The organism is Aeromonas piscicola (assembly GCF_000820005.1).
GTDB lineage: Bacteria > Pseudomonadota > Gammaproteobacteria > Enterobacterales > Aeromonadaceae > Aeromonas > Aeromonas piscicola.
Genome location: NZ_CDBL01000037.1, coordinates 55,954 through 63,079 on the forward strand (window position 1 = coordinate 55,954; position 7,126 = coordinate 63,079).

Genomic DNA, 7,126 nt, shown 5'->3' on the forward strand with positions numbered 1-7,126 from the left:
GGATGGAAGACATGGCGGGGAAAATGGCCCCCCGCAGGGGGCCGGGGTGGTTAGCTGTTTGGCTTGAGTGACAACACGTGCAGCAGACGTTCCGGGGTATCCGGGTGAACCTGCGGCTTGGCAACCGGGTTGTCGGCACTGAACCAGCCATTGAAGCGCTTGGTGCTGTATTCGTACCAGGTCGGGTTGTTGAACACAGGGATGATGGTCTGGTTGGCACCGACCCTGTCCTGGATCTCGAACATGATGGCCTTCTGCTTGGCGGCATCGGCGGTCTGGGTGAAGTCATCGATCAGCTTGTCCAGCGCCGGATCCTTGTAGCGGGGCGCCGCAAAGCGGTTGCCACGCTCACCCATGTTGCGGGAGTGGAAGGCGGTCTCGAAGTACTTGTGCGGGTTGGCACCGGCGAAGTACCCCTGCAGCGCGACGTCGAAGTCACCGGTGATCAGGTTTTCGGTCCAGACGGTGGCTTCCGGGGTGGCTGTCTTGGCATTCAGGCCCAGGGCCTGCAAGCCTTCGACCCCGATCTGGGCGGTGTTGACCCAGTCGGTCCAGCCGTTCGGCACCAGCACCTTGAAGGTGATCTTCTGGCAGGTCGGGGTGTCGAGGAACTTGTCGCCGTCACAGTCCTTGTAGCCAGCCTGTTTCAGCAGGGCCTTGGCCCCTTCCAGGTCGAACTTGTTGAACTTGCCGTATTTCTTCTCGACTTCCGGATTGTCCCAGGAGGCGAATGCCTTGCCCAGACCTGACGGGTATTCGTTGACGGTCGGGTAGCCGTAGCCGGCAATGTCCACCATGGCCTGACGGTCCATCGCCATGGAGAAGGCGCGGCGGAAGTTGATGTCGTTGAAGGCTTCGTGGTTGCCGGGATTCTTGGTCTGGAAGTTGACGTTGAATGCCACTGTACCTGAGGCCGGGAACCAGTATTTGTTGTTCTTCGGATCGTTGCCGACGTAGAGGCGCTCGATGTCTGGCACAAAGGATCCGAACCAGTCCACATCACCCTTCATCACTGCTGCCAGCACCTGATCGTTGGTGGCCATCTGCGGCATGCGCAGGCAGTCGATGGAGAGGTTGGCGTTATCCCAGTAGTGCGGGTTGCGGCACTGGGTGTAGAGCTGGGCGGAGAAGTTGTCCACCTCGGTGAAGGGACCGGTACCGACCGGCTTGTCGTTGGTGAAGGCAACCGGATCCTTCACGGATTTCCACTGGTGCTCGGGGACGATTGGCACCAGTACTAGGTCATTCACCACGTTGGTGTTGACGTCGGTCAGCTCGAACTTGACCTTGTTGGGGGCCAGCTTCTCGATGCTCTTGATCTGGGTCCAGATAGAGCGCTCGTCCAGCGCCTTGTTGGCCTTGACCAGATTGAAGGAGAAGAGGATGTCATCGGCGGTAAAGGGCTGACCGTCAGACCACTTGACCCCGTCACGCAGATCGAAGGTGACGGATTTCAGGTCTTCGCTGAACGCATAGTTGGTGGCCAGACGATAGACGGGTTTGCCCCCCTGCATATCGTTGAAGATCACCAGAGGTTCATAGATGAAGTGACGGGTGGTGTGTAGCAGGCCCGCTTGCAAGAAGGGGTTGAAGTTCTTGACCCAGGCCGTTTCCTGTTGGGCGACCAGGGTCAGCACCGTCTTGTTTTCGGCTGCCATGGCAGTGCCGGCAGCCCCGGCCAGCATCATGGTTCCCAGCAGTACAGCAGTAGAGATTTTGGATACTTTGGCAAGCATATTATGTCCTTTCTTATTTATATTCCTTGTTCGGATTTGAGCACCGACATCGCATGCTGTGGAGGTCGGCCCTCAATGTTGGTCAGGTTTTGCACCCTTGTAGTTGTGTCATCCAACGTCCCTAGCAAAGCAGAGTTAACAGGAAAACAACAACTGTTCCGTTCGTCGATATCGTAAAAATCACGGCCCTTACGTCAATTTCGTCAAAATGACTTTTAACTCATTTTAAATCATTAAGTTATGTTATTTGCTTTGGCGTAATAAGTCCCTGTCTTAAGGCCATTCATGACAATTGTGTGAATTGGATCGGCTCTCGTTTTGACGCCTTTTGCCCGCTTAATTCTGCACAAAAAAAAACCGCCCCGGCAAGTGTGAGCCAGGGCGCAGATCGGGGCGTGTCATGTCAGGGTTTGCGGTTGGCGAGCTGACGCAGGGTCTGGGCGCTGTGGTGCAACTGTTGGCGCAGGGGATCGCTCAGCTGGCCGTGGGTGAGCACGTACTCGGCGGTGGCTACCACCGTCTTCCAGCGCGGTGCCTTGGGCAGGGTATCCAGGCTCAGGTATTTGTCGAGGGTACGGGTCTGGGGGCTGGATCTGTCCATGTAGACCCGCCACAGCTTGCTCTTCTCCGCCAGCACTATCTTGCCCTTGCCGGTACCCTGCTGCCAGGCATCCAGGGTGAGGCGCATGGTATCCACCAGAGCCCGGCGCAGCGGTTCGTCATCCTGCTGGCGAATGAGATCGTCGGCCAGCGATCGGAACTCTCCCCCCAACCGGCTCAGCTCACCCAGCAGCTGACCGTCCTCTATGATGGCCTGGCGCGACAGGCTCTTGAGGGCGTTCTCCAGCGCCATCACCCGGTTCTCGTCCTGACGTGGCTCAGTGCTGAGGGTAAGAGCGAAGGCGGCCTGTCCCCCCAGGCTGATGGGCAGGGCACGGGCATTGAGTTCATCCTTAAGCCCGGCCACCAGAAATTCCAGACGCTGCTCCTGGCGGGCCTTCAGGTCGGGCCACTGGGTTGCCAGCGGGCTTGCCAGCCACTCATCCAGCGGCTGACCTTCCATGGCTTCCGGCTCCTGGCCCAGCAAGCGGGCCAGTACCCGGGAGGCAAACAGCACAGTGCCCTGTTCATCGATGAAGACCATGGGATCGGCCCCTTCGCCGAGCAGCGCCAGCAGCCGCTCCTGATCCTGATGCAACTGCTCCTGCAGGGTGAGACGGTGCTCTATCTCCTGTTTCAGCAGGCGGTTCTCCACCAGAGAGGCGCGGCCCGCACTCGCTTCCAGCAAGGCCCTGACCCGGGCAAACAGCTCCTCCTTGCAAAACGGCTTGACCAGATAGTCGTTGGCGCCGGCATTGAAGCCCTCTTCTATATCCTTGGGCTGATTGAGGGCGGTGAGCAGCAGCACCGGCAGCTTGTCTTTCGGGTGCTGCTCGCGCAGGCGGCGGCAGACATCAAAACCCGAGAGGGTCGGCATCATGACATCGAGCAGGATCAGGTCGACCGGCTCCTGGGCCAGCTTGGCCAGGGCATCGTGGCCATCGCTGCTGGGCAGTATGCGGTAGCCGCAGGGTTGCAGCAGATGGTGCAGTATGTGCAGATTGATGGGCTCGTCATCCACCACCAGTATGAGGGGCGCATCCTCGGGGGGAGGGGGGAGGTCATCGCTCTCCCAGTCCGGCAGGATGAGAGGCTGCTGGCGCACCAGCTGGTGCTCGATCTGGCGGCTGTCCAGCGTCAGGCTGCCCGCCTTGCCGCTGGCGAGCGGCAGGGTGAAGGCGAAGGTGGAGCCGACGCTCGGCTCGCTCTCCACGAACAGCTCACCCCCCATCAGGTGCACCAGCTGGCGGGTGATGGAAAGGCCAAGGCCAGCCCCCTGCTTGCTCACCTCCGGGCTCATCTGCACCAGCGGCTCGAAGATGTGCTCCAGATGGTCTTTGGCGATGCCGATGCCGGTGTCGGTTACCCTGATGCGCAGGAAGCTGCCCTCCACCAGAGCGCTCAGCACCACTTTGCCTTGCGGCGTGTACTTGATGGCGTTGCCCACCAGGTTGTAGAGCACCTGTTCGAGCCGCTGTTCATCGGCCAGCACCGGCGGCAGCTCGGCTGGACTTATGTCCACCAGGGTGAGGGGCTTGGCCTGCACCAGGTGCTGGCAGAGATCCAGCACCAGCCGTATGACTCCCTTGGAAGAGACTGGCTGGGGGTGTATCTCCAGCTGGCCGTAACGCATCTGGTGGTAGTCGAGCAGATCGTCCACCAGCCGGGCCAGGCCATCGGCGCTCTTGATGATGAGGCCGAGCTGCTTCTGTTGCCCTTCGGTCAAATCCTGCTGGCTGGCGAGCATGGATTCGGCCATCCCCTTGATGCCGTGGATGGGGGTGCGCAGCTCGTGGGAGGTGTTGGCCAGCAGTTCATCCTTGAGCTTGTCAGCCTGTTGCAGGCTGAGGTTCTGCTTGTGGGTCAGCTTGACCTGCTGCTGCAGCTCCTGGGTCTGGCGTTCGATGAGCTCTATCTTGTCCTTCACCGAGCGCTGCATGTGGCGAAACGCCTGGGCCAGCCTGTCTATGTCATCGTCGGTACGAGGGATAGTGATGGAGTGATCCAGGGCGCCATCAGCCACCTGCTCGGCGGCGGCGGTGAGGGAGCGTAGCGGGGCCGTGATGGAGTGGGAGAGCCAGCGCGAGAACAGGATCAGCAGCAGCAGGGAGCCGGCCCCCAGCAGGATCACCAGCGTCTCCAGCTGACGGATGGGGCGGTAGGCCTCGCTGGTGGAGATCTCGGCGATGAAGGCCCACTCGGTGTCGAACACCTTCACCTGGGTGTAGGCGGCCAGCACCTCGTCATCGTGATAGGAGCGAAACAGCCCGACTCCCTGCTCACCTGAGAGGGTCTTGACCACCAAGGGTGTCTGCAGAGGCCTGAAATTGGGGCTGAAGCTGTTCTCCACGCTGAATTCCGGTGCCAGCCAGGCATTGGCGCGCATCCGCTTGTCCGGGCCTATGAGGATGGTCTCGCCGGTCTCGCCGAGGCCTTCCCGCTCCGCCATGATCTGGTTGAGCTTGTCCGGCAGCAGCTCGAAGATCACCACGCCGCGCACATAGTCGTACTGCATCACGGGGGCGGCCATGTAGGCGACCACCTGTCCGGTCAGCTCGTTGCGGCCAAAGTCGGTGAATTCGAAGATCTGCTGCGGCTTCTGGCCGCCGTCGAGGCGGCGCTTGATCTTGGCGAAGGTGCTGCCAAGGCCGCTTGCCTGATAGGGGCCCGAGAGCAGGTTGGTGGCGAAGTTGGGGCGCTTGGTGACCGAGTAGACCACGTCGCCGTTGAGATCGATGAGGAAGATGTCGCTGTAGTTGGATTTGCGCACCATGTCGGCATAGCCGCGATGAAAGCGCTGGTGCACCCGGCCATACATCTCGTCCGCCAGGATCAACGCGCTGATGGAGGGCTCGATGTCGGCCTTGTCGTCGGGTTTTTGCAACTGATCCCAGGAGCCGGGCACATAGCGGGCCTGGGCGCGAGCGCGAGCCTCCTGTGGTGTGATGCCGAGTTTTTCGAAGGCGCCGGTGAAGCCATAGAAGCGGCCGATACTGTTGCCGGCAAAATCCTGCTGGGAGAAGTTGATGATCTGTTCTTTGAGGTTGCCGAAGTAATCCTCCAGCTGGCTCTTCTTGATGTTGCGCACCGACACCAGATGGTTGGAGGTCTGGGTGGTGAGATCTTTACCGTGGCTGTAGAGGAAGAACAGGGTGACGACCAGGAAGGGCACCAGGCCCAACATGAAAAAAGCCAGCATTAGCTGCGGCCTGAGCCCACGAGGCTTGAAGATCCATTTCATCGTGTGATTTTCAATTGAGAATCCAGTTACTAAGCGCCACAAGTCTCTGACTAAAGACTAATCATTTCAATGACTTTATCTTAAATTCGCCTGTGGGGTCACAGCCTGATGTGGTTTTTTTGGCCAAGCCGTCTAAACCCTGAGCAAACAGCACGGGCAAGGGCTAAAAGTGCGAAAAAAGGGTTGTGTCCGCGCTTGGGGTACGTATAATGCGCCTCGTTGTCAGGTAACTGGCACACTGCAGTCAAGCGGGAATAGCTCAGTTGGTAGAGCACGACCTTGCCAAGGTCGGGGTCGCGAGTTCGAGTCTCGTTTCCCGCTCCAATTTCTCATAGCCCCAACTATGGGTATCACTTTCAAGGCAATCAGCCTTGTTAGCATGGCGCGTTAGCAAAGCGGTTATGCAGCGGATTGCAAATCCGTTTAGTCCGGTTCGACTCCGGAACGTGCCTCCATCATCTTTTTGTTCAGCCTCATCCCTGCACCAATAGCCCACACATTCATGTGTGCGTTTCTGTTTCCCGCTATTCCGGTTTTCTCAATATCCCTGCTGCGTCAGCAAGGGTTCGCAACCCTGTTGTTGCCACTCCCGTTCCAGATAGCGATTGACCTCCACCAGATCCTGTCCCCGGAATTGAAACTGCACCTCGGCCGAATGCTCGGTCAGATCCATCATCTTCTGTTTCAACTGGCCGCATTGCCACAGGCTGATGGTCGGAGCCCCCTTGTAGGCCAGCTCTATGCTGTCGTTTTGATTGAGCCGCCAATCCTGCCACTCCGACCAGAGCAACAGGCCCAACACTCCTATGATCGTCACTTCTGCGGGTTTCATCGCACAGACTCCATGTTGACTGCCAACTCATTAAATCTGGTCAAACGGTGCCGCTTTGCCAGATTTTGTTGCTTGGAAGTTAATGGCTGTAACCTAATTTCATTTTGTGGCTTTTGGCGAACTTTTTTGCGAAAAAACGAGGTTGTTGGTGTAGTAATCCTACAAATTGTGGAGTAATCTTTGCTCAGTGGTCTTACCAGTAAGGAGTGCTATCATGTTTCATCCCTATTCTCTGACTCAGATAATTCTTCGTCGCATCTATGCGCTGCTGGTGGGTATTCTGGCCTTCCCCGTGATGCTGTTTCGCAGTGATCGCGCCCGTTTCTACAGCTATCTGCACCGCATCTGGAGCAAGACAAGCACCAAGCCGGTGTGGCTCAAGATGAGCGAGCGTGGCGAGCGGATCTTCTACTAAGCTCGGCTTCAGACAAAAAAGACAGCTTCGGCTGTCTTTTTTATTATTATCAAGAGATTGCAGCAACCGGCCTGGTGGGTGATCAGGTCATGTCTCGCCCGGTTTTCTCTGGCTGTCATGCTGCTTGGCCCCGTCCTCTGGCGGGGCTTTTTTGATCGCCCGCCGCGGGCTGGACTTGGTCGGCATGGGGGAGCTGGTATCCCTTTGTCCGGGAGCCCTGTCGCCTTGCCAAGGGAGGCATATCTGCACACACTGCTCTCTCCACAAGGCGCGCCTTCGGGGGCGCCTTGTGGAGAGAGCAG

General features: G+C 58.5%; 4 protein-coding genes and 2 tRNA genes. 3 read left to right on the forward strand and 3 right to left on the reverse strand.

Annotated elements, in window-relative coordinates; all coding sequences use genetic code 11:
• Nucleotides 1-50 precede the first annotated feature (50 nt).
• The gene (locus BN1128_RS08010; RefSeq protein WP_042867465.1) at nucleotides 51-1,736 is read right to left on the reverse strand and encodes an ABC transporter substrate-binding protein; all 1,686 of its coding nucleotides are present in this window, start codon (nucleotides 1,734-1,736) and stop codon (nucleotides 51-53) included.
• Nucleotides 1,737-2,139: 403 nt separating this feature from the next.
• Nucleotides 2,140-5,577, reverse strand: coding sequence for a hybrid sensor histidine kinase/response regulator (locus BN1128_RS08015; protein WP_042867466.1), 3,438 nt, complete (start codon nucleotides 5,575-5,577; stop codon nucleotides 2,140-2,142).
• Nucleotides 5,578-5,825: 248 nt separating this feature from the next.
• Between BN1128_RS08015 and BN1128_RS08020 the strand changes: the two genes are divergently transcribed.
• Nucleotides 5,826-5,901, forward strand: a tRNA-Gly gene (locus tag BN1128_RS08020).
• 57 nt (nucleotides 5,902-5,958) lie between these two features.
• Nucleotides 5,959-6,032 (forward strand) — tRNA-Cys (locus BN1128_RS08025).
• Between the two features lie 83 nt (nucleotides 6,033-6,115).
• On the opposite strand, the gene BN1128_RS08030 is transcribed toward BN1128_RS08025, so the two are convergent.
• Nucleotides 6,116-6,409, reverse strand: a complete 294-nt coding sequence (locus tag BN1128_RS08030) for a hypothetical protein (protein ID WP_042867467.1) — start codon at nucleotides 6,407-6,409, stop codon at nucleotides 6,116-6,118.
• A 214-nt stretch (nucleotides 6,410-6,623) separates the two neighbouring features.
• Here BN1128_RS08030 and BN1128_RS08035 point away from each other — a divergent pair, with 214 nt between their 5' ends.
• A complete protein-coding gene (locus BN1128_RS08035; RefSeq protein ID WP_042867468.1) occupies nucleotides 6,624-6,824 on the forward strand; it encodes a YbfA family protein in 201 nt (66 codons plus the stop codon).
• Nucleotides 6,825-7,126 lie beyond the last annotated feature (302 nt).

Bases quoted from the DNA above. Each gene is read 5' to 3' on its own strand.
- BN1128_RS08035 (WP_042867468.1), top strand. From the start codon at position 6,624: ATGTTTCATCCCTATTCTCTGACTCAGATAATTCTTCGTCGCATCTAT.
- BN1128_RS08015 (WP_042867466.1), bottom strand. From the start codon at position 5,577: ATGAAATGGATCTTCAAGCCTCGTGGGCTCAGGCCGCAGCTAATGCTG.
- BN1128_RS08030 (WP_042867467.1), bottom strand. From the start codon at position 6,409: ATGAAACCCGCAGAAGTGACGATCATAGGAGTGTTGGGCCTGTTGCTC.
- BN1128_RS08010 (WP_042867465.1), bottom strand. From the start codon at position 1,736: ATGCTTGCCAAAGTATCCAAAATCTCTACTGCTGTACTGCTGGGAACC.